The sequence below is a fragment of the Candidatus Enterococcus avicola genome (genome assembly GCF_047470845.1).
GTDB lineage: Bacteria > Bacillota > Bacilli > Lactobacillales > Enterococcaceae > Enterococcus_D > Enterococcus_D casseliflavus.
In genome coordinates this window covers 61,973-87,569 of the sequence record NZ_JBLGTY010000002.1, presented here as the reverse complement: position 1 = coordinate 87,569, position 25,597 = coordinate 61,973, and the positions used below count along the sequence as shown (strand labels likewise).

24 protein-coding genes are annotated in these 25,597 nt (G+C 44.4%); 2 read left to right on the top strand and 22 right to left on the bottom strand.

Features of this window, described 5'->3' with window-relative positions; genetic code table 11:
* Positions 1-45: 45 nt before the first annotated feature.
* Together macP and ACI3E5_RS02495 are read right to left on the bottom strand one after the other, a co-directional pair.
* The gene (gene macP, locus ACI3E5_RS02500; protein WP_005227820.1) at positions 46-342 is read right to left on the bottom strand and encodes a cell wall synthase accessory phosphoprotein MacP; all 297 of its coding nucleotides are present in this window, start codon (positions 340-342) and stop codon (positions 46-48) included.
* Positions 335-913 (bottom strand): NUDIX hydrolase, encoded by a 579-nt coding sequence (locus tag ACI3E5_RS02495; protein WP_060792553.1) that lies wholly within the window; start codon positions 911-913, stop codon positions 335-337. The genes macP and ACI3E5_RS02495 overlap by 8 nt, the downstream gene beginning before the upstream one ends.
* A 218-nt stretch (positions 914-1,131) precedes the next feature.
* On the opposite strand from ACI3E5_RS02495, the gene ACI3E5_RS02490 reads away from it, so the two are divergent.
* Complete coding sequence (locus ACI3E5_RS02490) at positions 1,132-1,773, top strand: 5-bromo-4-chloroindolyl phosphate hydrolysis family protein (protein WP_498820751.1); 642 nt, start codon at positions 1,132-1,134, stop codon at positions 1,771-1,773.
* 97 nt (positions 1,774-1,870) lie between these two features.
* Positions 1,871-3,064: a toxic anion resistance protein gene (locus tag ACI3E5_RS02485; RefSeq protein WP_060792554.1), complete on the top strand. Its 1,194-nt coding sequence runs from the start codon at positions 1,871-1,873 to the stop codon at positions 3,062-3,064.
* A gap of 102 nt (positions 3,065-3,166) precedes the next feature.
* On the opposite strand, the gene ACI3E5_RS02480 is transcribed toward ACI3E5_RS02485, so the two are convergent.
* The 20 genes from ACI3E5_RS02480 to ACI3E5_RS02385 all read right to left on the bottom strand — a co-directional run bounded on the left by ACI3E5_RS02480 (position 3,167) and on the right by ACI3E5_RS02385 (position 25,436).
* Positions 3,167-4,084 carry a D-ribose ABC transporter substrate-binding protein gene (locus ACI3E5_RS02480; RefSeq protein WP_016609995.1) on the bottom strand — a complete coding sequence of 306 codons (918 nt, stop codon included), beginning with the start codon at positions 4,082-4,084 and terminating at the stop codon, positions 3,167-3,169.
* Between the two features lie 18 nt (positions 4,085-4,102).
* Positions 4,103-5,056: an ABC transporter permease gene (locus ACI3E5_RS02475; protein ID WP_086337773.1), complete on the bottom strand. Its 954-nt coding sequence runs from the start codon at positions 5,054-5,056 to the stop codon at positions 4,103-4,105.
* A 1-nt stretch (position 5,057) separates the two neighbouring features.
* Complete coding sequence (locus ACI3E5_RS02470) at positions 5,058-6,542, bottom strand: sugar ABC transporter ATP-binding protein (protein ID WP_060792555.1); 1,485 nt, start codon at positions 6,540-6,542, stop codon at positions 5,058-5,060.
* Between the two features lie 19 nt (positions 6,543-6,561).
* Positions 6,562-6,957, bottom strand: coding sequence for a D-ribose pyranase (gene rbsD / locus ACI3E5_RS02465; protein WP_060792556.1), 396 nt, complete (start codon positions 6,955-6,957; stop codon positions 6,562-6,564).
* Positions 6,932-7,837 (bottom strand): ribokinase, encoded by a 906-nt coding sequence (gene rbsK / locus ACI3E5_RS02460; RefSeq protein ID WP_034857599.1) that lies wholly within the window; start codon positions 7,835-7,837, stop codon positions 6,932-6,934. Before rbsK ends, rbsD begins: the two co-directional genes overlap by 26 nt.
* Positions 7,830-8,816, bottom strand: a complete 987-nt coding sequence (locus ACI3E5_RS02455; protein WP_060792557.1) for a LacI family DNA-binding transcriptional regulator — start codon at positions 8,814-8,816, stop codon at positions 7,830-7,832. The genes rbsK and ACI3E5_RS02455 overlap by 8 nt, the downstream gene beginning before the upstream one ends.
* Before the next feature lie 226 nt (positions 8,817-9,042).
* Positions 9,043-10,374, bottom strand: coding sequence for a sensor histidine kinase (locus ACI3E5_RS02450; RefSeq protein WP_060792558.1), 1,332 nt, complete (start codon positions 10,372-10,374; stop codon positions 9,043-9,045).
* Complete coding sequence (locus ACI3E5_RS02445) at positions 10,368-11,054, bottom strand: response regulator transcription factor (protein WP_016612966.1); 687 nt, start codon at positions 11,052-11,054, stop codon at positions 10,368-10,370. The genes ACI3E5_RS02450 and ACI3E5_RS02445 overlap by 7 nt, the downstream gene beginning before the upstream one ends.
* A gap of 272 nt (positions 11,055-11,326) precedes the next feature.
* Entirely contained in the window at positions 11,327-12,640 is a 1,314-nt protein-coding gene (locus tag ACI3E5_RS02440; RefSeq protein WP_060792559.1) for a PASTA domain-containing protein, read from the bottom strand.
* A complete protein-coding gene (locus ACI3E5_RS02435; RefSeq protein ID WP_008379303.1) occupies positions 12,633-13,307 on the bottom strand; it encodes an ABC transporter ATP-binding protein in 675 nt (224 codons plus the stop codon). The genes ACI3E5_RS02440 and ACI3E5_RS02435 overlap by 8 nt, the downstream gene beginning before the upstream one ends.
* Before the next feature lie 12 nt (positions 13,308-13,319).
* Positions 13,320-14,774 carry an ABC transporter permease gene (locus ACI3E5_RS02430; protein ID WP_060792591.1) on the bottom strand — a complete coding sequence of 485 codons (1,455 nt, stop codon included), beginning with the start codon at positions 14,772-14,774 and terminating at the stop codon, positions 13,320-13,322.
* Between the two features lie 273 nt (positions 14,775-15,047).
* Positions 15,048-16,433, bottom strand: a complete 1,386-nt coding sequence (locus tag ACI3E5_RS02425; protein WP_005233503.1) for an APC family permease — start codon at positions 16,431-16,433, stop codon at positions 15,048-15,050.
* 23 nt (positions 16,434-16,456) lie between these two features.
* The gene (locus ACI3E5_RS02420) at positions 16,457-17,323 is read right to left on the bottom strand and encodes a GRP family sugar transporter (protein ID WP_008379298.1); all 867 of its coding nucleotides are present in this window, start codon (positions 17,321-17,323) and stop codon (positions 16,457-16,459) included.
* 115 nt (positions 17,324-17,438) lie between these two features.
* A complete protein-coding gene (gene sapS / locus ACI3E5_RS02415; RefSeq protein ID WP_016621950.1) occupies positions 17,439-18,476 on the bottom strand; it encodes a two-component system sensor histidine kinase SapS in 1,038 nt (345 codons plus the stop codon).
* Entirely contained in the window at positions 18,473-19,147 is a 675-nt protein-coding gene (gene sapR, locus ACI3E5_RS02410; RefSeq protein ID WP_060792560.1) for a two-component system response regulator SapR, read from the bottom strand. The genes sapS and sapR overlap by 4 nt, the downstream gene beginning before the upstream one ends.
* A gap of 159 nt (positions 19,148-19,306) precedes the next feature.
* Positions 19,307-19,510 carry a hypothetical protein gene (locus tag ACI3E5_RS02405; protein ID WP_005227790.1) on the bottom strand — a complete coding sequence of 68 codons (204 nt, stop codon included), beginning with the start codon at positions 19,508-19,510 and terminating at the stop codon, positions 19,307-19,309.
* A 19-nt stretch (positions 19,511-19,529) separates the two neighbouring features.
* Positions 19,530-21,035, bottom strand: a complete 1,506-nt coding sequence (locus ACI3E5_RS02400) for a phosphohexomutase domain-containing protein (protein WP_060792561.1) — start codon at positions 21,033-21,035, stop codon at positions 19,530-19,532.
* Between the two features lie 103 nt (positions 21,036-21,138).
* Positions 21,139-21,633: a methylated-DNA--[protein]-cysteine S-methyltransferase gene (locus tag ACI3E5_RS02395; RefSeq protein ID WP_498820750.1), complete on the bottom strand. Its 495-nt coding sequence runs from the start codon at positions 21,631-21,633 to the stop codon at positions 21,139-21,141.
* Positions 21,634-21,835: 202 nt separating this feature from the next.
* Positions 21,836-23,758 (bottom strand): ABC transporter ATP-binding protein, encoded by a 1,923-nt coding sequence (locus tag ACI3E5_RS02390; protein WP_498820781.1) that lies wholly within the window; start codon positions 23,756-23,758, stop codon positions 21,836-21,838.
* Positions 23,697-25,436 (bottom strand): ABC transporter ATP-binding protein, encoded by a 1,740-nt coding sequence (locus ACI3E5_RS02385; protein WP_008382065.1) that lies wholly within the window; start codon positions 25,434-25,436, stop codon positions 23,697-23,699. The genes ACI3E5_RS02390 and ACI3E5_RS02385 overlap by 62 nt, the downstream gene beginning before the upstream one ends.
* Positions 25,437-25,597 lie beyond the last annotated feature (161 nt).

Genomic DNA, 25,597 nt, shown 5'->3' with positions numbered 1-25,597 from the left:
ACTTGCAGAAGATGCAGGGGCGGCTTTTTCTTAGTACTAGAAGAATCACAACAAAAAGATCGCTAAACCAACGACGACTAACAATAAAGTGACGATCACAATGGCTTTCATTAAAAAACGGTTCAGATCCCGAGATTTCTGGTTCTCACCGGCACGGGTCTTCGTGATTTCTTTGTTTTTCTTGCGCACTTTTCGGTAGTGGTTATCAATTTGTTTTTCTTTTTGTTTCCATTCCTTCTTGCTTTGCTTTTCTACGATTTGCTGATTGCGTTCAGCTGCTGCTTGTTCTTCTTCGCGTCTGCGTCGAAGCTCACTGCGGGTGATCAATGGTTCTTTAGGCAAGTCCGTTCCTCCGTTTCAAGTCCAGCAACTCCCAAAATTGGATCGCAAACACGGTCTTCGCATCACAGATCGTTCCATCAGCGATAGCGGCTTGTGCTTGCTCTAAGGTCAATTCATAGACTTCCAGCACTTCATCTTCGTCTTGCGGTAAGGGATTTGTCACTTTTTCCAGTTCTTTGGCATAATAGACGTGCAAGAGCTCATTAGCAAAGCCTGGTGAAAGGTACATCGAAGAAACGTGCTCCAGCGTTTTTGCACGATAGCCGGTCTCTTCTTCTAATTCCCGGGCGCCAGTCAAATCTGGACGAGCGCCTTCTCCTGGATCGATTTTTCCTGCTGGTATCTCTAAAATCACTCGCTCTAACGGTTTTCTGAATTGGCGAACAAACAGCATTTTGTTCTCACTTGTCAAGGCGATCACGGCAACACCACCAGGGTGAAAGACTAGTTCGCGTTTACTGGTCCCGCCATTTGGCAAGGAGACATCATCAACGACCACATCAATGATCTTGCCATGGAAAATTTCATTCCGTTGGATCGTTTTTTCTTCAAAATCTTTAAATTCTAACATCTATCGACACCTAACTTTCCTCATACGTCTTATCTATCAAACACTTTAGCATAATTTAGAAAAAATATCTTCTTAAGAAATAGCAAGAAAGCTTATGAATTTACTAAAAATCGGAAAATCCACCCCAAGTCTGATATTTTTCTTTTAGTGAACATGCTAAAATAAAGATGTCGAATAACCCAATCTACTTGTCCAAGAGATTTTTAGGAGGAGGAAAAATGAAAAAAAACATCTGGCTGATCGTTGGTGCGATCGTCCTCATCAGTATTATTTTTAACGTAGTAGGCGATTCATTTGCGAGCCTATTATTAATCGTCGGTGCGATTTTAGTCTACGTCGGTATTAGAGGGCGTAAAGTTCCAGCAGCCGATCCACAAGTTTTGCCTTCTTTAACGAGAGAACGAGAAGCCCATTACTTGAAAAGCGGAATGACTGCTCGTGAGATCGAATTGTTCCGTGAAACGATGAATCAGACGAAACACCAAATCGATAAATACCAAAAAAATATCACTAGCAATAACAAGTTAAAAGCCATTGACTTGCGTCACGATGCCTTGCGTGCCTCAAAAGCTCTTTTCAAAGAACTCGTGAAAGACCCGACCAAACTGCCTTTGGCAAGTCATTTCCTTTATACACACTTGCCCAACATGGTCGATTTGACCGATAAGTTCATTGAAATCAATAGCCATGAGATCAAAAGTCGTGAGACCTATGATAAAATCGAGGAAAGCACCCAAATCATCGAGCAAATGGCTTCCTTGATCGCCAAAGACTACTCCCAATTTGTAGCAGACGATCTTGATGACATGGATGTTGAGTTATCCATTGCCAAACAAAGCATAAAACGAGATAATGAATAGGGATAGATTCTGATTGGCAACAAGAAAAGAATCTAAAAAAAAATCTAGCCCAGGCTAGATTTTTTTCGAAAGCAGACAATTATTAGGAGGAGTTATTATGAGTGAAACACCAAATCAAGCAAAACCCGTAACGGATACGCTTGACGATTTATTGAACAACCCATTTTCAACCCCTGTCGACACTTTGACCACCACTCAACAAGCGGAAATCAGTCAGCTGAAAGAACAACAAACGGCACCGCGTTTGATTGATAAATTACCGCCAGAGCGTCAAGCACAGGCCCAAGAATTAGCCAGCAAAATCGATGCGACCGACCAGCAAGCGGTCATCACCTATGGTGCAGCTGCCCAAACCAAACTTGGAGAGTTTTCCCAATCCATGTTGAACCATGTCCAAGCAGCTGATATCGGCCCTGTGGGCGACTCATTGACGGAGTTGATGTATCGCTTGCAAGAAGCCAATCCAGACGAACTGCGTGCAGGGGAAGGCAACTTATTCAAGCGGATGTTTGGTAAAGTAAAACAATCCATTTTTGAAATCACCGCTAAATACCAAAAAATCGGTGCCCAAATCGACAAGATCGCCGTCAAATTGGATAAAGAAAAAGACGGTTTGCTAAAAGACAACATGATGTTGGAACAGTTGTATCAAAAGAACAAAGATTACTTTGATGCATTGAACATCTACATTGCCGCTGGCGAGTTGAAGATGCAAGAATTGCAAACCAAAATCATTCCTGAAGCCATGAAAAAAGCAGAAGAAACGAATGATCAAATGGACGTACAGATCGCCAACGATTACACGCAATTTCTTGATCGTTTAGACAAGCGAACTCATGACTTGCGCTTGGCACGTCAAATCACGATCCAACAGGCACCGCAAATTCGCCTAATCCAAAACACGAACCAAGCGTTAGCAGAAAAAATCCAAGCTTCTGTCAATACAGCGATCCCACTATGGAAAAACCAAGTGGTCATTGCCTTGACTTTATTGCGTCAAAAAGATGCAGTTACGGCACAACGCCAAGTTTCTGAGACCACCAATGATCTATTGAAGAAAAACTCAGAAATGTTGAAAGTTTCTGCTATTGAAACAGCGAAAGAAAACGAGCGCGGCATCGTCGATATCGAAACCTTGCAAAAAACACAAAACGACCTTGTGGAAACGATCCAAGAAACATTACGGATCCAAAAAGAAGGAAAAGAAAAACGTCGTGCTGCCGAAGTGGAATTGGGTCATCTAGAAGAAGACTTGAAAGACCGCTTATTGGATTTAACCAGCAACAAGTAAACGAAATGCCACACATTAAAGAAAGCCCCTCTTTGGTGACCTAGATGGTCAGCCAAAGAGGGGCTTTCGATGTTGAAAGTAGGAACTGCATTGAGCGTTTACCTATTTTTTCACCAACTCTAATGGTGAATCGATTTGTTCAGCGACTGTTTTTCCTTGGAAATGGTCAAACGCTGCCTGCAATGCAAGGCGGCCCATTTCTTCTGGTTTTTGAGCGATCGTTGCCGTCATTCTACCTTCTTCGATGGCTTTGAGGCCGTCTTCAGTACCGTCAAACCCGACAATCACCACGCCTTCTCGGTTTCCCATCGCTTCGGCTGCCCCTAAAGCCATTTCATCGTTTTGAGCAAAGACGCCTTGAATGTCATTGTTGGCTTGGAGGATATTTTCCATAACCGTTAATCCTTCTGCTCGATTGAAGTTTGCGGATTGCTTTTCAACAACATCCAGTTTGTCTTTAGCATAATCATCAAAGCCTTTTCCTCGCTCTCTGGTTGCAGAAGCACCAGGGACACCTTCAAGTTCTACCACTTTTGCATTTTCCCCTAATTGTTCGAGAATAAATTCTGCTGCCATTTTTCCACCTTCTTCGTTATTGGAGGCAACCGTCGTCAAAAGCGTTCCTCCATCGCTACTACGGTCGATGGCAATAACTGGGATGTTGGCATTATTAGCGGCTTCAACAGCTGGGACGATAGCAGCAGAATCAACGGGATTGATCAGAAGCACATCCACGCCTTGTTGGATCAAATCATCAATATCATTGCTTTGCTTGGCAGTATCATCTTGGGCATCAACAAAGCGTACATCGGTGTCATTTTCCTCAGCCAATTGATTGATCCCCTCTTGCATGGAAACAAAAAACGGGTTATTGAGGGTGGAGATCGATACACCAACTGTCAATTCTGAAGCTGCTTTTTCCTCACTTTGTGTCTCACTACTGCCACCGTTGTCCAATGTTGCCGCTCCACATCCAGAAAGTACCAATAAGCCTGCTGCCAATAAAAACATTTTTTTCATAATAGATCCTCCTATTTTTTATTTCCTTTTCCGATCCAGTAACACTGCAATTACGATCACGATCCCTTTAACGATTTGTTGATAAAAACTTGAGACACCCAATAGATTTAGACCATTGTTCAACGTACCAATGATCAATGCCCCGATCAACGTGCCAAAAATTCTGCCTCTTCCACCAGATAAGCTCGTACCACCTAAAACGACTGCTGCAATCGCATCCATCTCATAGGCTTGCCCTGCTGTTGGTTGCGCAGAATTCAGCCTAGAAGTGATGATCATGCCACTGATTGAAGCCATCAATCCAGAGATCGAATAAATGATCAGTTTTATCTTATCGATTTTCACCCCAGCAATAAAAGCGGCCTTTTCATTGCCACCGATGGCATAGGTTTTTCGTCCGAAGGCGGTGCGATGAAGCAACAAGAACAAAAGAAAGAACACGAGAAACATCAATACGACTGGAAAAGGAATCCCGAAAAGATACCCACGACCAATAAAGCTGAATAGAAAGCTGTCACCTAGTCCAGTGATTGGATTTCCATTGGTGTACACTAAGGTAGCGCCCCGATAGATCGTCATCGTTGCTAAGGTTGCGATAAACGGTGCCATTTTTCCTTTTGAAATCAGTAGTCCATTCAACGCACCAAGGATCGCTCCACTTAGTAACCCAATCAAAATAGCGACTAAAGGTGACACCCCGTTGGCCATCATTCCTGCTGTCAAGGCACTGGAAAGTGCCAAGGTGGACCCTACAGACAAATCAATGCCCCCAGTCAAAATGACAAAGGTCATTCCGAATGCAATAAAGCCATTCGCTGCGACTTGCCGCAAAAGATTCAACAAATTACTGGGTGATAAAAAGCTTGGATTTAAGGCAGTGACAGCAGCCACTAGAGCAATCAAAGCGAGTAAAGGTCCCAATTTACTAATTGATTCCGAGAGTTGTTTTGTTTTCATACCACTTTTTTCCATATTAGTTTCCTCCTGTCGCATACGTCATGATCTTCTCTTGTGTGGCTTCTTGCCGAGAGAGTTCCCCTGATATTTTTCCTTCGTGTAAAACAATGATGCGATCGCTGACACCTAGCACTTCTGGTAGATCACTAGAAACCATCAAAATCGCAATACCACGTTCCGCTAACTCATTCATCAGCTGATAAATCTCTCGTTTGGCACCTACGTCTACTCCGCGTGTCGGTTCATCTAAAATCAATACTTTTGGTCCGACACCGATCCACTTCGCCAAAACCACTTTTTGCTGATTTCCACCAGAAAGCTCGCTGGCTAAATTCTGGGCACTCATCGTTTTGATGCGTAAGCGCTCGATCATTAACGCAACGAAACTGGCTTCAGTCTTGCTATCGACCATGCCTGTTTTGACAAAATTATCAATGCTGGGCAAACTAATATTATCGGTCAGGGAAAAGTCTAAGACCAAGCCTTCCGTTTTCCGATTTTCTGTTAGAAAGCCAAAGCCATTGGCGATTGCCTTTGAAGGCGAAGAGTTTTTCACTTCTTGCCCTTCGACGATTAAGGTACCGCTTTCAATTTCATCTAAACCAAATATTCCTCGCATGACTTCTGTGCGTCCAGCACCCATTAAACCTGAGAACCCAAGGATCTCACCTGCTCTGACTTGAAAATTGATGCCTTGGTAAACTTTAGAAGCTGCTGTTAAATTTTTTACTTCAAAAACGACTTCACCGATCTGCGCTTGTTTTTCTGGATAATAATCAGCTAACTCTCTACCGACCATTTTCTTCACGACCTCATCCATCGTTGTATCCTGCGTCTTTTTCGTATCGATCGATAGACCATCCCGCATCACAGTGATCTTGTCACTTATTTTGAAAATCTCCTCCATTCGGTGAGAGATATAAACGATCGCTACGCCGTTTTCTTTCAAGCGACGAATGATTTGAAACAAATTATTAATTTCCTTATCCGACAAGGCAGCAGTCGGTTCATCCATGATCAACACCTTGGCATCAGTCATCAGCGCTTTCGTGATCTCGATCATTTGCTGTTGCCCGACTGAAAGTTCATCCACTTCTTTTTGAAGGGGGATCTGAATCCCTAATTGTTCAAAGACTGCCTGCGCTTTGCTTGCCATTTTCTTCGTATCTAGTAGCCCAAAGGTGGTTTTCAATTCCCGATTCAAGAATAAGTTATCCAATACAGTCATCTGTTCCCAGTTATTCATTTCTTGATGGATAAAGCTCACACCGGCTTGTTCGGCTTCCTTCGGATCGGCGTAGTTCGTTTCTTTGCCATCGATCAAAATCGTCCCTGCATCTTTGGCATGTAACCCAGTTAAAATGTTCATCAACGTTGACTTGCCTGCCCCATTTTCTCCCATTAGGGCATGGATTTCTCCAGGGTACAATGTTAGTGAGACATCTCTTAACACTTGATTCTTCCCAAAGGATTTCTCAATATTGCTCATCTCGACTTGCACATGATTTCCTCCTGTCTCTTTAGAAGATAACGGCTGCTTGTAAAATAATGTTTGAATAGGGTGTCGCTTCCCCTGTTCGAATAATGGCTTTGCTTTCCTTTGTTTCTTCTTTGAATGCCTCATGTGGAACAAAACGAATCGGAACATTCGGGAACGTTTTTTGAATCAATTGCCACTGCTCCGCATTCTCCGTTTTTATTTCCTCTGCTAAAACGATCGCCTCGACTGCCATCTCTTGTTGCATTACCGATAACACCTCTTCAAAACTCGGACTACCTAGTTTTAATGCCAGATCGATTTTTTTCACCCCTGTGGGTACTGGCAACCCCAAGTCCCCAATCGTAAGCTGATCAGTGTGGCCTAAATCCGCCAATAATTTGTCGATCTCACTATTTAATGCCCCATGCTTCTTCATACAATGGACTCTCCTTCATTTCCTTTAATGTAGGCATTCCGCCTTGAGCACCATATCCTTTGACGGAGATTGCTGCTGCTAAGTTGGCAAAGGCAATGGCGTTTTCTAAGGGAACACCTGCTAAAATCCCTACTGCTAATGCACCATTGAAGGTATCACCAGCTCCCGTAGTATCGACCGCAGCAACTGGAAAGGCAGGAACTAAGACCTCCGACTTCCCGTTGTGGAAAATCGCTCCTTTGGCACCTAGGGTAACGATCAATCGATTAGGGTAGGCTGCTAAAACGTCAGCAAGCTTTTGATTGGGGAAAAGTAACTTAAACTCATGTTCATTAGGGGTCAGATACCCCACCTTAGATAACATACGCGGATTGAGCTTTCTCGCAGGTGCTGGATTATATAAAACAGGGATTTTTGCTTCCCAACACCAGTCGATGATGGCTTCATTGGCTTCTTGGGGAATCTCGTTTTGCAAAATCACTAAATCAGCCTCTGTGATGTTTCCTTTTATTTCGGAAAAGCGAGCTAAATCAAGCGCATTATTGGCACCGGGTATGACAATGATGCTATTGTCATTTTCATGCAAAATGATATGCGCGGCACCAGATGGAAAATGTGTAACGGGTTCCACATTCTCCGTAGAAACGCCATTCACGTTTAAGTTTTCGACGATTTCATTTCCGAAACGATCGGTTCCTACATGGCCTAGCATTGCTACTTCTGCGCCTAAACGGCTAGCGGCGATGGCTTGGTTTGCTCCTTTGCCGCCAAAATTCGTGTCAAATTTTTCCCCAAAAACCGTTTCTCCTTGATTGGGTTTCACCTTCGTAGTGACTACAAAATCTGTTGCCATACTACCAATGACGATGATCTTATTCAATTGGCGTTCCTCCATTTCTTACTGTCTCTCTTTCTTCTAAATGAACAGGAAGGATGATTTTTTTCTGTTCAATAAATTGATCGTTGATCAATGCAAAGAGCATTTCTGCTCCTTTGTAACCTACTTGATAAGCAGGCTGATGGATCGTCGTCAAGCGTGGCACCACCAATTTACTGATGGGAATATCGTCATAGCCGATCACTTGAAGTTGTTCTGGGATCTTTACGCCATGATGATAAGCCTCTTGCATGATGGCAATCGCATGGGTATCACTTGGGGCAATCACACTATCGACAGTGGGATGTTCTAAAAAAACTTGTTTCGCTGTCAAGGTCGCATCCTCTAAGAGAAAGGATGTGGATTTCACTAGTGCATAAGGAACTTGTGCTTTTTTCAATGTGTATTCAACACTCAATAAACGATCCCGAGCACGGGTGACAGATTCAGGCCCAGCAATCACGACTACCTTTTTGGGGTCACCTTTTAAGATCGCTTCAGCAGCAAGTTCGCCGCCTTGAAGGTCATCCGAATAAACCCCATATTCGACATCTTGATCGATCCGATCCAAGACGACCGTCGGAATATTGCTTTGGGTACGATTTTTATTTTCGACAGCGGAAAGAATCCCCGCCACATTGTTTTGCTCAAACGCACGTAAATATTCATTGGCTTTCTCATTGTCTTCTTGAATGTTGCCAAGGATGACTTGATAGCCTTTTTTTTGTAGAAAGTCTTCAACGCCTTTGGCTACTAGCGGAAAAAACGGGTTGGATATATCAGGAAGTAGCAAACCAATCAATTTTGACTTTTTCTGATACAGCGAACGTGCGACTTCATTGGGGGAATAATTCAGTTCATTGATCGCCTGATGGATTTTCTCACGGGCTTTTTCGCTCACATAGCCAGTCCCATTCATGGCTCTTGAAACTGTCGCCACGGAAAGTCCAGCTAAATTGGCGACATCTTTAATTGTTGGCATGTTGCTCCCCTCCTGTGTAACCGATTACACACCTATCATAGCCGAACTTTGTGAAAATTGCAAGGAGAAATAAAAAAACTTTTTCCCTTGGTGTCCCCTTCTCCTAAAAAATGCGTTTTGCTGCATAAATACCGCATTTCGAGGAAGCGAGACTTTCTCGAAATGCGGTAAAAGATTTGATGAGCGCAGCGCATATCTTTTATTTCCTAACGGTAAAGCTCATTTTTCAATGAAATGAAACTTCAAAGTGATTGACGCCGTCTTGATCCACCGTCAAACTGATTTGTGCCTGCAGCATTTCTGTGATGGCTTTGGCGATGGCTAAACCTAACCCATAGCCACCGTCTTGATGGTTGCGAGAAGGATCCCCGCGGTAGAAGCGATCAAAGACATAGGGAATTTTTTCTTCTGGGATCGGGCAACCACTGTTGGACACTTGCAGCACCGTTTTTCGTTGGCGTTCAACGAGTGCCACTGTGACGGTTTCTCCAGTAGGTGTATATTTCAAGGCATTGTCCACCAAAATCATGGTCAATTGCCGTAAGGCTTGCTCATTGCTTTCAAGGCGCACCTGTTTAGCGATCTGTTCCTGATAGTGGATCCCTTTTTCCAGTGCAATGGCCTCCATGCTTTGATAAACACTTTGCACGACTTGACTGGCATCGATCACCGAACGCACGACTTCTTGCTCGGCACTTTCGAATTTGGTCAGCATCAATAAGCTATTTACTAGCTCATCCATCCGTTCGGAACCTAACTGAATGTTTTCCAGCCATTTCATTTGGCTTTCCAAGGTTTCTTCTGGACTGCCAGCTAATACCTCGGCATTGACTTGAATGATCGCCAGTGGTGTTTTCAGCTCATGGGAAGCGTTAGAAACAAACTCTTTTTGTTTGCGCCAAGCCAGTTCCACTGGTCGTAAGGCTCGATTGGCGACATAAAAGCTAGCGATATAAATACTGACTAAGGCTAAGACCCCGATGATCAAAAGCGTGGTTCTTAAGTTGCTTAGACTGGTTTTGTAGTCGGTGACGTCAAAGAACAGCACTTGATAAAATGGCTCGTAATTATTGATACTAGTGGAATATTCCCCCATCGAATCATGATTGATCGAATAATGACTAAAGGAAGTCACCAAAAAGAGCGCATACCGCCAATTTCGGCCATTCACCTTCACTTCGTTAGGGATCTCCCCTTGTTTCGCCGCTGCATCGACCAAGGCTTCATAAAGCTCGTTTTGATCGACGCTCTCATCAATACTTTGAATCACGACATCCATTTGGCTAATGTCAAGTAGAGCGATCTCTCTGAGCTCACTAGTACTATTCGTGATGGTCAACATCATTGGATACTCAGGTTCTGTCAGTGATTGCCGCACTTCCTCCTCATCCAAAGGTACCGCAGCTAGGGTGTTTGCTTCTTGCGAGATCAATGATTGGATCTCGTTTTCAATTTGGGTGGCATTCAAAATATAGATAAAGGTAAAGGCACCTAAGACAATGATTGAGATCAACGCCATATTGAACCACAGCATTTTATTTCGCAATTTTTTTAACATGGCGGCTCCTTGCTCTGCAAAATATACCCCGCATTGCGGATCGTGCGAATGCCGATATCCGCTTCAAGCAGCGTCAGTTTTTTCCGCAGCAAAGACACATAGATTTCAACGCGGTTTTCTTCCACATCGGGATCAAAGCCCCAAATTTTATTGATGATGGTTTCTTTTGATAAGATCACTTTGGGTCTAGATAAGAACAGTTCCATCAGTTTCATTTCTTTGGGTGACAACACCACTTGATTGCTAGGCGTGGCTAACTGCAGCTCATTACGATCTAAGCCCACGTTGCCAAAGGCTAATTGGTCTTCTTGATAATCCAAATCTTTTCTTCTGCCTAGCGAACGAATCCGTGCCAGCAGCTCTTTCATTTGAAAGGGTTTCGTCAAGTAATCATCGGCTCCTGCATCCAAGCCGAGTACTTTGTCATCGACTTCGCTTTTGGCCGTCAACATAATGATCGGCGTGCGAATATTTTGCTTGCGTAACGTCTTTAGCAATGTGATCCCATCGATTTTTGGCAGCATGATATCCAAAACGAGAATGTCATATACACCACTCGCTGCATAATCTAGTCCGGTTTCGCCGTCAAAGGCCAAATCAACGGAATAATGCTGTTTTTTCAATAAGCTGGCAACCGCTTCTGCGATCGATGGCTCATCTTCTACGAATAAAATCCGCATTGGTCAGTCCCCCTTTTACACTCATCATTTCTTTTTCAATCACTTTTCGGTAAGCACAATCATTCCTGTAGGATCATTCCAATTGTTCTCCAATAAAACGTTCTGTTGAAACGATCCGCACGTGTTCGCTGGATTGATGAATTCACATGTGTAGCAACAATGCTACCATACCGCTTAGTAAAAACACAAACAGCTTTTTCCTAAGGTCTTGAAAATTCTCTTGATGACGCATGGGTTTCCTCCTTTTGCAGGTTGACTAAAAAAGAAAGCGACTATTCAGAATCAGATGCCGCAGGGGCTGTCTGATTGCCTAAACTGATATCAAAGGTAATCGTATCTTCTAACGGTAAAAACTGATTGAACTTGCTCATCCCCACGATTGTCCCGTAGGGTTCTGCTGAATTGACATAACGGACTTGATAGCTGATGTTCGCCCCTTTTGAACGGAATTCATCAAAGAAGAGTTTTTGCAGATCCCCTTCAAGGATCTCGCTTCGACGGTAATCTTTGATATAAGGTTGACCTGCCGAATAGACGACTTCGATGCCTTGGTCATCTTTGCTGGTTAAGACGGTCCCGGCGGTCTCACTTTGCGAGATCAATTGTCCATAGGGCAGACTCTGAGTAAACTGCATCCGCATCCGCACAGTGACACCCTCAACAGCGGCCTGGGCATCATCTGGTAAAATCGTTGAAAAGTCTGGTACGGTGACCCCTTTCCCTAGGGAAATCGTTACTTGAAACGCATCCCGTTTCGCGATTTTTTCTTTTGGTGCCACGCTTTGTTCAATGACTTTGCCTTCTTCCACAGTATCCGAAGCCTGTTCTTTGACTTCAAGCTCCAGCTCATGGGCTTTCCCCCATGTTTCTACCTCTGCACGGGTTTTATCACTAAAGTCTGGTACTTCAATATCTTTTTCAAAGGTTTCTTCGCCTTTGGAATAAAAGACTCGTCCGACATCTCGACGATGATAGTTCTCTCGTGAGACTTCTTTATTGGTAAATTCTACTCGAATCGGTGCTTTTTCCTCGATCTCATCGTGGTATTCATCGACGATCGTCAAATTGCTTGCTTGATTTTTTTCGATCCACTCTGCTGCCTCGTCCCTCGTCATTTCCATAAAGTCTGGCAATGCCAATTTCTCTTCTGGATCAGGTCCTTGGCTCACGGTTAGATGCAGAGTGCTTCTTTTTCTGACTCGACTTCTGGCAGCTTCTGCTTGGGCGATCACTTGATTGGCTGGGGCTTCATCATAGGCTGGTGTGACATCAACCGCAAGATCATGTTCCGCTGCCCATTCTCTGACCTCTGAGATCTCTTTGTCCACAAAGTTATCCAACCGGACATACGCCAATTGGAAAAATAAAAAGCCGCTGAGTATAAAGAGTCCAAGCAAGGCAGCTAACCCTAGCAGTCGTTTTTTTCGCCGCTTCTTTTTGAAGGAGGGATCATGTTCGATCCCCTCTTCTAAAGAAGCTGAACCTTTTTCTTTTCGGGAAGCACGGGAAGAAGGTACTTCGGCTGCTGCTGATTCCTTGTCTGGCTGTTTCGGTTCTTCTTCAAACTTCGATAAAAAATCACTCATAGGCCGTCAACGCACCTTTTTTTAAGTAAAAAGTCTGATCTGACTGCTTGGCGATCTCGGTCGAATGGGTCACTACGATGATGCACTTGTTGTGGATCGCCGCTAGTTCTTTAAAAATATCCACGATTTCTTGTTCCATGCCTTCATCCAAATTCCCGGTAGGTTCATCGGCTAAAATGATATCAACGTTGGTCGCTAAAGCACGAGCGATGGCGACCCGCTGCTGTTCCCCACCGGAAAGCTGATTGACGAAACGATCGGCTTTCGTGGAATTGATGCCGATATAGTCCAGCAAACGATACGCAATTTGATCGTGCTGATCCGGGAGTTTGTTGTCTGAAATCGCCATCGAAACAAGGACGTTTTCTAAAGCCGTCAAATAAGGGATCAAGTTGTAACTTTGAAAAATCAAACTGATTTTGTTGCGGCGATATTCTTCATAACCGATCGTTTTGATATTTTTTTCTTCAAAAAACACTTCCCCATCGGTTGGCTGATCCAATGCACTGATCAAGGAAAGAAAAGTGGTCTTTCCTGAGCCTGATTTTCCTAAGATCGTGTAAAATTTACCTTTTTCAAAGGAGATATTGGTTTTATCTAAAATTTTCCGGCGATTCTCGCCATCTTGGTAGTAATACGTCATGTCTTTTGTTTCTAAAATTGCCATGTTCATCGCTCCTTACAGCATGATTTTTTTCGGATTCAACCGTAAAATGTACAACAGCGGCACCACTGCCGAAAGCAAGATCGTCACGATCCCAGTCGCTAAAAAGGCGATCACATAAGATAAGGTATATTGAACGCGAAACGCCTCGTTGATCGTCGCTTGGTCGATTTTCGGTGCCCCCACAAAGAATTGTTCCATCCCTGCCTGGTTTGCCTCTAGCATACTGCTGGCTAACAAAGATTCAGAAACCATCTTGCCCAGCATATTCCCTGTAACCAAGGAGATCAGCATTGCACTGACACCAATCAACAGGAGTTCGATCACAATCTGTGCAAACACGTATTTCCGGCGTTCCCCTAACGAAAGGTAGATGCCTAACTCATATTTACGATCACGGGTAAACAACACAATGATCAAGGAGATAATAATCAAGGAAGCAATCACCGCAATCACTACGACATACGAGGAAATTTGTGATAAGCGATTCATACTGGTTCCCACACGGTCATACTCATCCGTAGAAGCATTGACCTTATAGCCATTTGGCAAGAGTGGTGTCACCTCTTGTTTGAATTGTTCTGCATCTTCTGGTTGATTCAAAATAAATTGCGGGGTAAAGAAATCCTCGTCAGATCCGGGGTCTGTCGCTGGAAACGCCGCTTGTCGCCCCGCACGTTCCTCTTCAACAATCGTTTTCACAGCATCATTTGGCATATAGATCCGATTGAAGGGACGATCATCAAAAGCAAACGAGCTGACTCCCCCCTCTTGTCCTTGTTCATTCGCTTTTTCTAAGCTGGTATTTTTAAAGATCCCGACGATTTCGATAGGATAATCATTGCCTTTTTGTTTCTCTGGATCTCCACCAGATGAATAATCGATAAACTGTCCATCTAATACCATGGTGTCACCAACGGTCAAGCCGTTTTCCTGAGCCACCTCTTCAGAAATCAACCCTACACGTTTTCCGGTACGCTGTTCCTCTTCTGTAAAGAAGCGTCCCTGTGTTAAATTCACCGTATCTTCTTCAAAATCCAACGGTTGTAAGAGATTGGTTCCTGTTAAATAGACCCAAGAATCCATACCTCCAGAAACCATGATATTCTCGTTTTCAACTTCTGGTCTAAAACTATAGGGTTTGAATTTATCAACAGCAATCATTGCTTCTCGCAAATAGTCATACTGTTTGACTTCCGAGCGCTCGCCAATTTGTTTGATCAGCTCCTCCGGCAGCGGCTGAATCTCCTCCATACTTGTGCCGCCCTCACTATTTGCCATCAAGGCTTCATAGTCGATATCGATCGTTGCGAGGGAACCTAATTGGTTTTTGATCTGCTTTTCGACATTTTGAGTCGACTGATTGACCGCAATTGCTCCAGCGATTACATTTCCTAAAATTAGAATAACAGCAAACAATATTGCAGATTTTCCTCGCTTTCTCGTCACACTCAGCCATGCCCGTTTCATATAATTCAATTGCCAACATCCTCTCTTTTTTTCTCTAACAAAAGCATACTGGATGAACCTTTAGCGAATCTGTCATTTGGAAAATTTCTCAAAAAAAGCAGATTCATAGAGGACTTTTGATCAAGAAAGACTGTCATTGCAATGATCAGCACCAGAAATGACCACTATTTGAATAACAAAAAAAGCCTCCTAAAACGCTGCTTATAGGAAGCTCGGCTATATTTACATAAAAAAAGACAAAAACCGCATCCGGGTCTTTGCCTTTTCACAATCCTATTCGTCAATTTTCTCATTTAATTCGCTGTTACGATAGCCATATACAAAATAGATCGCGATTCCGATCACTAAGGAGATCCCAAAAACGATCCAGGTCGCCGTTTGTAGACGGGTCATCAAGAAGAGACAGCTGGCAACGGACAACAAAGGCAATAACGGTACCAGTGGTACTTTGAATTCGCCTTTAGCAGGTGGGCCCATCATCTTCCGCAGCTTGATGATTCCTAAGGACATTAAGATCATATACGACAATGCCGCAATGTTGGTCAATTCTGCCAAGATATTCAATGGGAAAGCTGCCGCAAAGAAGAAAGCAAAAACACCCGCGATGTAGGTCGCTTTCTTTGGTGTTTGATGCTTTGGATCAATGGCTTGCATCGCTTTTGGCAATAACCCATCTTTACTGATGGCATATAACAGACGCGCCAAGGAGTACATCATAGCGATCGTCACTGTTAATAAGGTCAAGATCGCACCCACAGAAATGATTGATCCGACAACCCCATGACCGACATAACGCATCGCAAAAGCTACCGGATCATTGACTCCTAATTCCGCAAACGGAACGATTCCCGTCATGATCAGTGTGACAATGATATAAAGGACAGTTGCGATCGCAATGGAACCAATGATTCCTCGAGGGACATTTTTCTTGGCATCTTCGACTTCTTCCGCTGCCATTGCGACGGCATCAAAGCCAAGAAAAGCAAAGAAGACTAACGCTGCACCATTAAAGACGCCTGAAAAACCAAAGGGCATAAAGGGCTGCCAGTTGTCTGGTTCCACGAAAAAGGCACCAAAGACGATAAATAAGAGGATCACGCCGAATTTGACCCATACCATGGCATTGTTCAAACGTAACGCTTTTTTCGCTTCTTGGCTGACCCACAAGGTTACAAAAATAATGACTAAACCAGCGATCAAATCAATGTAGGTCCCCTTGCTTGGGTCATAACCGCCCGTCAACGCGGTTGGTAAATGGATATCCGCACTGGCCAAAAAGCCTTGCACATAGCCTGACCAGCCAGATGCCACCGAAGAAACGGCCAATAAGAACTCGCAAATCAAAAACCAGCCTGCCAGCCACGCGGTAAATTCACCAAAAACGACATACAGATACGAATAGGCGCCCCCTAAAACGGGGATCCGAGAAGCAAATTCCGCAAAAGAAAGCCCTGATAACACAACAACGATACCAGCTACAACAAAGGAAAGAATCAATGCCGGTCCGGCATACTCAGCAGAAGCAGTCCCTGTAACAACAAAGATACCTGTGCCGATAATGGCGCCGATCCCCAACATAATCAAATCTTTTAACTTCAACTCTTTTTTTAAATTCGTCACACTTTCCCGTTGTATGACTTTTTTTCGAAATAAATCCATAACTCCTCCTCAAAAATATACGTTTATGTTGCTTTCATATACCCCAGCAAAACACCGCCGATAATCACCAGCAGACAACCAATCACCACATACCGCAGTTCTTTTTTGGTTTTCTTTTCGCCGAGAATAAAAATCCCGCCTAGCGTTGAAATGATGATTCCCATCTGCGACAATGAGAAGCCCACCGCTAGTCCGACTTGCTGAACCGTGATCAGCATGCAGACATTGCCGATGCCCCATAACAATCCTGACAAGGTATTTTTCCCTACAAAACGGTCGACCTTCGTCTTTCTTAAAGCAAATAGGCTGGCACCGATCAGCATCCCGACACTTTGTGGCAAAATGATCGCCAATGGGTCCAATCCTGCCCAAGTAATCAAAATCGTATAGGCGCCGTACCCAATCGTGGATGAGATCAATGCCCGAAATCCTTTAGGAAAATCAAGCATCTTGCTGCCGGCTTCTACCGGACTTTCACCATCTTGGCGAGCGGTCAGATAAGCCCCGATCACCAATAAGATCAATGCGCTAACACCTAATGCATAATCGCGGGTCTGGGTCCATTCCGCAAAAAACAATGCACCGGCGACCGTATTTAAAATCAGCTGCATGCCGGTTGAAAGCGGCAGTCCAACAGACACACCTAAATATTTCATGCCATGGAATTGACCGTTTTGACCGACGGACCAAAAGAGACCAGACAAAAGACCGATCAAAATCACCTTTCCATCAATCACTGGCATCGTCACAAAATATACGACCAGAGAAAAGAAAAAGGCACCAATCGTCATTCCTAGCGTTTGCTGGTTCGCATCCCCGCCAAGTTTGGCACTTACTAAACCAATACTGCCCCACGCAAACATTGGTACTAATGCAACGAGTATCTCCATTTCATTCATCCTTACCATTCAATTTTAAACACAAGCTTTAGTGTATCAGTGAAAACGTTCTAGGGACAAGTGATTTTTGTCAAAAAACACAAAAAGATACTCGAAAAAAAGCAGATTAGCGTTTTTCCTCATAATAACTCAACAAGGGAAAGAACAGCGTCATGGTGGTTCCTTTTCCAACTGTCGACGAAGCCGTTAGCTCGATGCCTAATTCCTTCGCTAAACTTTTCGCTAAAAAGAGCCCTAATCCCGTCGAGTGGGTGTCCGTTTGGCGCCCATTTTCGCCCGTAAAGCCTTTATCAAAGATGCGACGCATGTCTTCTTTAGGAATGCCGATCCCACTATCTTGCAAGTGAAGATAGGTTCCTTGGGCATCTTTTTCGATCCGAATTGTCAGCTGCCCATTTTGTGGTGTGTACTTAACGGCATTGCTGACCAATTGTCGAAAGATAAAGCCGAGCCATTTTTCATCGGTCAACACTTGCTGATCCTCACCTTCAACGGCATAGTGCAGGTTCTTTTGGATAAAATAATTTGCCTGACTGCGTAAAACCGGCTGGATGACGGCTTTCAATGAAATTTCTTGGACCAGATAATCTTTTGAAAAGCTGTCCAAACGGGCGACGTACAAGACTTGCTCGACGTATTCGTTCATGCGGTTCAATTCATTTTCTAGTAAGATGAATTTTTCATCTGGAATATCAAATTCGATCGAATGCAAAAGCAATCGTGATGCGGCTAAAGGTACTTTGATTTCATGGACCCACGAATCGATGTATTCCTTTTGTTCTTCTTGATTGCTGACGACTTGCTGCATCAATTCTTGGTGCTCTCGGATCAACTGATTGATGTAAGATTCGATCCGTTCTTCTTCCGCCGAGCGTGCTCCTTGCAAGTAGTTTTGCAGCAAGCTGTCTCCGGGCTTGGGGGTGATTTTTTGCCAAAAACGCCGCTTAGATAAGTAGCTGATTGCCAAAAAGAACACCATCAAGACACTTTGCATCAAAAAGAGATAGCCGACTGTACCCCAATCCATCGGGGAATGAGGAGTCAGCCAAAAAACTAAGACCGTCAACACGAAAAAGACCAGCCAGCCAATAAACAGCAGCCAACGATCTTTCAAAAAACTGCGCAAAACCCGCCACTTTGTCATGGTACGATATACCCTTGACCAACCTTGGTTTCAATGTAGCCATTCATCCCCGCTTGTTCGATTTTTCGTCGCAAACGATTGATATTGACCGTCAAGGTATTGTCATCTACAAAACGCTCGTCATCCCATAAGGCCCGCAAGATTTTTTCACGACTTAAAATCTTGCCGTGATTTTTCATCAAAATATACAGCAGGCGGTATTCGTTTTTGCTAAGATCGATGCTTTCGCCATTGATATACATGCTGCTGTTGTCGATATTGAGGGTCAAACCGTTATGCACTAACGTCTCGCTGCTGCTTTCTACATAGTTGTAGGAACGGCGCAATAAGGCATTGATTTTTGCAATCAGAACGTCGATCTCAAAAGGTTTTGTCACAAAATCGTCCGCCCCCATATTCATGGCCATGATCATATCCATATTGGTATTGCGACTGGAAATAAAAATGATTGGTACTTTGGAAGCTTCGCGGATTTTTTGACACCAATAGTAGCCATCAAAAACCGGCAAATTAATATCCAGTAAAATCAGTTGGGGCTCTTGTTCTTCAAAGTCAGTCAACACTTGATGGAAATCCGTCGTGCCAAAGGTCTCAAACTGCCATTTTTCTAGTTCTTCGATAATCAGTTGGCGAATCACCGCTTCATCTTCTACTACCATTATTTTTGCCATATCCGTGAATTCCCTCACTTTGCGTAATTTTCTCCTCTTTACTTTATCAAATATCAAAAACGAATGCGAACATTAATCGACGTTTTTAGCAAACCCTAAAAAACCTCTTCACTGTCCTGAGGAATCAGTGAAGAGGCAAACAAAAAACGGACGACTAGGTTACTCGATGATCTCAACAGTCTCAATTAGTAGTTTTCCGATAAACAATAAAATCCCATCGAAAAAAAGCACACTCATGTTGACACCTAATAGCATTGATAACCGTTCAACGACATCGATTTTTGGTCGTTTGTTCAAATAACGAAACAAGAAAAAATTCACACCATACGTCACTGCCATGATCAGCAGCATCAAGATCACCATTTTAGTTCCCTGCTTTTCTTCAAATTTTTGGTTGCTGTGCTAAAAACTGTGTCAGTTTGCTTTGATCGATGGCTTCATACTGCGATAGGAAGCGACCGATCGCTTGAACGACTGCCGGTAGATGACCCGCTTCATCATTTTCGATCTGCAGCACCAGCAGTGGTTCGTGCAGGCTCATTCGCAGCAAGAACCAGCCTTGGCCATAGGGCGCTGCCAAGTTGATGCGAATACCTTCCTCATTTTCTGGATCGATCTGCCAGCCTGGCAGCAAATGATCGGCTAAATCCGCGATCACTTGGCGACCATAGTCTTGATAGTCGGCTTGTTGGATCGCAAAGCGCAATTCTTGGGTCTCGGCGGGTTGTTGCAACGCCGCGATCAGCTCATCCAGTGTCGTGCCTTGCTGTTGCAATTGAGGCAGCATCATCAAGAGCTTGGCGATCACGTACGCCCCGTCATCTAAAAAGAAATTTTCTTTAAACGCGGCATGCCCGCTGGTTTCGATGGCTAACTGTGTGTCCAGTCCTGCTTCATTCAATTCGATCGCTTTGTTGATCACATTGCGGTAGCCAGAAATATAGCGTACTTGCTGTCCTCCCAGTGCTTCGATAAAGGTTTTTAAATGATTAGAGGTTGGCGAATTGGTGACGATACGCGTGCCAGGGTGTTCCGCTAAGATGATCTTGCTTAATACAGCGATCATATTGTTGCGGTTCAAGGGCTCACCGCTTTTGGTCACGACGGCCGAGCGGTCGACATCGGTATCGAAAATAATGCCTAAATCAGCTTGTTCCCGCAAGACGGCTTCGCGAATACTTGCCATTGCCTCTTTATTGTCTGGATTCGGGATATGATTGGGAAAATGCCCATCCGGTTCTAAAAATTGCGAGCCATTCGTATCTGCTCCCAGCGGCAGCAATACTTTTTCAGCAAAAAAGCCGCCGGCGCCATTGCCTGCATCAACAATGATCTTTAATCCAGCCAAAGGTTTTTCCTCATTGGTTCCAATCCCTTGGCGAATTTTTTGCAGTAGATCTTGGGCATAAGGCGTCAGCAAGTCTTTTTGCTGATAGCTTCCTTTTTCCGCTGCCTCATGAACGGTAGTGTGGGTCAAAATATAGTGGATATCCGTTTTTTCGGCACCGCCTTGGCGGCTGAAAATTTTTATTCCATTAAAGTAATAAGGCAAATGACTCGCTGTCAGCATCACACCAGCATCACAGTCGAAATCCGCAAACTGTGTACTCATAAACATGGCAGGTGTCGTTGCCAAGCCGCAATCGATCACTGCCACGCCTTCTTGCTGCAGCTGTGCCATCAACACTTCTTGCAGTGCTTCGCCACTCAAGCGACTGTCACGACCGACTCCCACGCGAAAAGGACCGCTGCCCTTTGTTGCCAACCAGTTGCGCAAGCCCGAAGCAACTTGCCGAACCGCTTGCTCTGTCAGTGTCACCTGCTCTTTTTCTGTTGCGATCGCAATTCCTCGAATATCAGAACCATTTTGCAAATCAACGATGTTCATTTCCTCCACCCCTTCTTGTAACCGGAATCAATTTTATTATACCAGAGAAAAAAGGAAATGAAATTGCTTTTTAGTATTTTTTACTATAAATAGTTTGCTTCCCTTACTCTTTAAACGGAATCCCTTCCAGTTGCAGTAGTCGGCGTTTGGTTGCTAACCCGCCCCGGTACCCCGTCAAGCGGCCGTTTTTTCCTAACACCCGATGACAAGGAACCACGATCATCATCGGGTTACGCCCCACTGCATTTGCGACAGCGCGGACAGCAGCCGGTCGTTGAATGCGCAGCGCCAAGTCACTATACGTAGTGGTTTGCCCATAAGGAATTTGGGTCAGTGCTTGCCAAACGGTTTGTTGAAATGGTGTCCCGACAAAATCAAACGCAAAAGTAAATGTCACTGGTTCCCCTGCAAAATAAGCTTGCAGCTGCGCTTCAATTACTGGATCAAGGTCAACTGTACTACTGATTTCAGCCAATGGAAAGAACTTGAGTAATTCATGATGATCCTGCTGCCGACCAAAATAAACTAGCCCTTTTTCCGATTGGACCACTTCATACCACTCATCATCTAAAACGATCTTTGCCAATGCTAGTTTCATATTTTCACCTCATGGAATCCATTTTTCGCAGCACAACTGCTTATGTGCTGCCGCCGTTGTGCGGCTATCTCAGTGACAGTATACCATTTTTTCGAGCTGCGCAAAAAAACCGACTGGCTTATTGCCAATCGGTCGTTGCAAACAAGGGAAAAAATAGGTAGATCGCCAGTCGCTGCAGCTTCAAGCCGTAGCCATGGCAGGATCAATCCAATTCGATTTTTCCAGTATAGAGCTGATAATAGGTGCCTTTTTCCGCCAATAGCGTTTCATGAGTCCCCCGCTCAATGATACGGCCATGATCCATCACCATGATGGCATCGGAGTTTTGGATCGTAGATAATCGATGGGCGATCACAAACACGGTCCGTCCAGACATCAAACGGTCCATCCCTGATTGGACGATCCGCTCTGTACGGGTATCGATGCTTGAGGTGGCTTCGTCTAAGATCATCACTGGCGGATCAGCGATCGCTGCCCGCGCAATTGCTAACAGCTGACGTTGCCCTTGGGAAAGCCCTTCGCCATCGCCCGTGATCACGGTGTCGTATTTTTCTGGCAAGTGGTTGATAAACATGTCGGCATTGGCTAATTTTGCCGCTGCCAGCACTTCTTCATCACTAGCATCCAGTTTTCCGAAGCGAATATTCTCGCGAATCGTTCCAGTAAACAAATGGGTGTCTTGCAACACGATCCCTAAGGAGCGGCGCAGGGATTCAAGATGGATTTTTTCAATATTGATGCCATCATAACGAATCTTCCCGTCTTGGATGTTGTAGAACCGATTGATCAAATTGGTGATCGTTGTCTTACCAGCACCTGTGGCACCGACAAAAGCAACTTTTTGCCCAGGATTTGCATACAGATTGATATCATGTAAGACCAGTTGATTGTCGACATAGCCGAAATCAACATCTTCAAATCGCACGTCTCCCGTCACTTCCGTATAAGTAATGGTTCCATCCTCGTGGGGATGTTTCCACGCCCACGTGCCTGTTCGTTCTTTGGTTTCAACTAGCTGACCTTGCGACCATTTGGCATTGACCAGTGTGACGTAGCCATGATCGATTTCTGGCGTTTCATCTAATAGATGGAAGATCCGCTCGGCACCAGCTAACGCCATGATCACAAAGTTGATTTGTTGTGACACCTGGCTGATAGGACCATTTAATGAACGGCTCAGCTGCAAGAAAGAAGCGATCATCCCGACCGTTAGGCCAGAAACACCATTGATGGCAAACAGGCCCCCAATGATGGCGATCAAGACATATTGGACATTCAGTAAGTTCATCATGATCGGCATCAAGGTATTGGCATTGACATTGGCTTTAGTGGCACTTTCTTGTAGTTGGTCATTTAAGGCATCAAATTCTTCCATGACGATTTTTTCATGATTGAAGATCTTGACGACTTTTTGCCCGTGCATTATTTCTTCGATATACCCGTTGACAGCGCCTAAATCTCGTTGCTGTGCGCCAAAGAAGCGGCCGCTGCGGCGAGAAATGATGCGGATCACATTCAGCATCAAAATAATCGACAGCATCACGAACAAAGTCAATGGGACACTGATGGAGAACATGGCGATAAAGACAGAACAAAAGGTTACCGCCGCCATCATCAAGTTGGGAATACTTTGGGAGATCATTTGGCGCAACGTATCCGTATCGTTGGTAAAGTGACTCATGATGTCGCCATCTGAGCGGGCATCAAAGTAACCGACGGGTAGAGACTGCATATGCGTAAACATTTGGTCACGGATTTTTTTCTGCGTTCCTTCACTGATCTTGACCATCATAAAGTTATAGATCAGTGCGGCCAAGATCCCAATCAGGTAGATGATCGCCATTTGAACGATCGCCCGAAACAAGCCGCCAAAATCAGGATTGGCTTGCCCTAAAAGCGGTGTGATATGATCGTCGATCACGACTTGTAAAAACAACGAACCGCGAACGTTGGCAAAGGCACTTAATAAGATCATAACAACGACGAATAGGAGTTGTCCTTTGTAGTCGCCAAACATCGTCCGCAATAAGCGTTTCAATGTGCGCTTGGGATTTGCTGCTTGTCTATTCTTCACCTTCACCAAATCCTTTCTGCTGCGAATGGTACACTTCTTGATAGATGGCATTGTTTGCCAATAATTCTTCATGGGTACCGATGCCGTTGATTTTGCCATCATCCATTACGATGATCCGATCGGCGTCTTCGATCGAATTGATCCGTTGGGAAATAATGATCGTCGTCGTTCCCGGGATTTCTCGTTTCAAGCCTTCACGAATACTGCGGTCGGTTTTGGTATCGACGGCACTGGTAGAATCATCGAGAATCAAGATTTTCGGTTTCTTCAACAAGGCACGAGCAATCGTCAACCGTTGTTTTTGTCCACCAGAAACATTGTTTCCTCCTTGTGAGATCTGCGTTTCATATTTATCAGGAAATTCTTGAATGAAGGGATCGGCTTGTGCGATCGTTGCCACGCGCTGGATCTCTTCATCCGACGCCTCTTCATTGCCCCAACGTAAATTGTCGTTGATGGTGCCGCTGAAAAGGACATTGTTTTGCAAGACCATACTTACTTGGTCCCGCAATGCTTCTAAATCATAGTCGCGAACATCATGACCGCCGACGATGACACGCCCTTCAATCACATCATATAAGCGCGGGATCAGCTGGACGAGGGTGGATTTCCCGCTCCCGGTTCCACCAATGATCCCAATGACTTCACCGGATTCGATGCGTAGATTCGCATCGGTCAGCGCCAACTTGTTTTTGTCATTGGCGTAACTAAAGCCGACATTTTCAAAAATGATGGAGCCGTCTTTGATTTCTTTGACTGGCTCGTCGGGATTTTTCAAGTCACTTTCTTCATCTAATACTTCCACGACCCGTTCTGCCGACGTTCGTGCGATCAAAATCTGCACGAAAGCCATCGACATCATCATCAAGCTCATCAAAATCTGCATCGTGTAGTTGAACATGCTGACTAATTCACCAGTCGTCAGGCTACTTTGTTCCACGATCAACTGGGCACCAAACCATGACAAGAGCAACATACATGTATAGACTGCAAATTGCATCAATGGCATGTTAAAAGAGACGATTCGTTGCGCAAGAGTGAAATTCCGATAAACATCGGTGGACACTTCGCCAAACAGTTCTTCTTGTTGTTCTTCCCGGACATACGATTTCACGACGCGAACCCCTTGTAGATTCTCTTGCACCACATTATTCAAGCGGTCATAAATGCGGAATACTTTTAGAAATAGCGGGTGGGCAAAACGAATCACTAAGGCAAGGCCAATCGCTAAGATCGGTAAAACAACTAAGTAGATCGTCATAAGTTCTGGGCTGATGGTGCTAACCATTGCAAGTGAGAAAATCAGAACTAACGGACTGCGGACCAGAATACGAATAATCATTTGATACGCATTTTGGACGTTGGTCACGTCAGTGGTCAAGCGGGTGATCAAACTGGAGGAAGAAAAGCGGTCAATGTTTGAAAAGGAAAAATCTTGGATTCGGCGAAACAGATTGTGCCGTAGGTTGCGGGCAAAACCAGCCGAAGCGATTGCTGCCGTTCGTCCGCCAAGCGTTCCTAAAAGTAATGCGATCAAGGAACATAAAAAAAGCAAGCCGCCATCTCTTAGAATCACACCGGCGTCTCCTTTTTCGATCCCTTGGTCGATCATCATGGCCATGATCAGGGGCATAATGACATCTAAGGCAACCTCTCCTGCTACATACACAGGGGTCAGCAAGCTGTCCTTCTTATAGCTGCCAACATTCGCGAGTAATTTTTTTATCATTTGTTTCGTCCCTTCTATAGATGGCACTGCGGAGCCATTTTTTATCGTTACCATCAAGTTTACTTTATCGACCCAGCGATTTCAAGCGGCTCGCTTGTGTTTTTTTTACAATTAGTAAGTAAAAACACCCTTCCAAAGAAGGGTGCTTGCTTTTTTGATGC